Below are 270 nucleotides of genomic sequence, written 5' to 3'. Positions count from 1 at the left end.
AAACTAGATAATATATAGAAGAAGTAAAAACGAGTTAATTCGCTTTAAAACTTGGCTAGCTGCGGCTCCTAACTTCTCGGCCGTTTCGATCCGTCCCTACAAATCCAAAACCAGGATTTGCAGAGCGTGGCTCGTAAGCGTTCGTCGAAGTTGAACAGTCGCCTTCGCTTTTCGTTTTGGTTAAGTCCTCGATCGATTAGTATCAGTCAGCTCCACATGTCGCCACGCTTCCACCTCTGACCTATCAACCTGATCATCTTTCAGGGATCT

At 45.6% G+C, this 270-nt stretch carries 1 rRNA gene; it reads right to left on the bottom strand.

The features are described from left to right. Positions 1-176: 176 nt before the first annotated feature. Positions 177-270 (bottom strand): 23S ribosomal RNA (locus tag M3226_RS31910); the annotation flags it as partial.

The organism is Neobacillus cucumis (assembly GCF_023715505.1).
Note: the sequence above shows the minus strand (reverse complement) of the source record. Positions and strands in the feature narration are given on the sequence as shown.